1 protein-coding gene is annotated in these 1130 nt (G+C 57.5%); it reads left to right on the plus strand.

Features of this window, described 5'->3' with window-relative positions:
• Positions 1 to 851 (plus strand): IS110 family RNA-guided transposase (locus tag PU724_RS33745; RefSeq protein ID WP_354426091.1); only part of this gene is annotated, 851 nt, incomplete at its 5' end.
• Between the last annotated feature and the right edge of the window lie 279 nt (positions 852 to 1130).

Below are 1130 nucleotides of genomic sequence, written 5' to 3' on the forward strand. Positions count from 1 at the left end.
GGGCGCGGGAAATGGTCAAGCTTGGCCATGAGGTGAAACTGATCGCGCCGCAATATGTGCGGCCCTTTGTGAAAAGGCAGAAAAACGATGCTGCCGATGCTGAGGCAATCGTCGTTGCGGCACAGCGCCCCGAGATGCGTTTTGTCCAGCCGAAGTCGGAAGCTCAGCAAGCCTGCGCTGTGCTGTTCCGAACGCGGGAGCGCCTTGTCCATCAGCGCACCGAGCTTGTGAATGCTCTGCGTTCGGTGCTGTATGAGTATGGCCATATCGTTCCGAAAGGAATCGCTCACATTAAGCGGATTGAGAGCATCCTGGAGGCACCCAACAGTGACCTGCCCGAGTTGGTACGCGAGGAATGCCGCGACCTGATTGAGCAGATTGCCGAGAAGACAGCTCGGATCGAAGGCAAGACGAAGAAGGCCAGAACCCTGTCCATGGCGACTGATACAGCGCGGCGACTGCAGACAATGCCGGGCGTCGGGCCACAGACCGCGCTGGCGATCAGCGGCTTTGCTCCTCCGATGGAGAGCTTCAAACGCGGACGAGATTTTGCGGCCTGGCTTGGCCTCGTGCCACGCCAATACACTTCCGGTGGCAAGGAGCGACTTGGACGTGTGTCGAAGGCCGGACAGACTGATATCCGATCTTTGTTGATCATTGGCGCGATGTCACGCCTGACAGTGCTGGCTCGCAAATCGATCGTCGAGGGATCATGGCTGGGACGGATGCTGCGTCGCAAGCCGCTCATGCTGGTCGCGATCGCGCTTGCGAACAAAATGGCGCGGGCGATCTGGGGGATGATGACGAAGAAAGAAGATTATCGAGATCCGACGTGTGTGGTGGCGGCATGATGAATGCATGCTACGCAAACTAGCGTCGGTGAAGGGAGGTGTAGGAAGTCGACGACCTGAATGGGCGCAATGATCGAATAGATCTGGGTTGGGAAAACCAGCCGTCGTTCGCGAGCTTGAAAAGCTCTTGCAGAAGATTTGGACCCGATCCGCAGATCACCATACCGGCCAGCGGCTTCTTGAAAGGCCGCGAGGAAAAGGCCTGAGAGAAGAACGCACTCGATCACCGAACATCAGGTTGGAAAGCTTCTTGCATCGAGGGCGGCAACCAGAGAAGAA

The organism is Mesorhizobium abyssinicae, from assembly GCF_049887195.1.
Classification (GTDB): Bacteria; Pseudomonadota; Alphaproteobacteria; order Rhizobiales; family Rhizobiaceae; genus Mesorhizobium; species Mesorhizobium abyssinicae.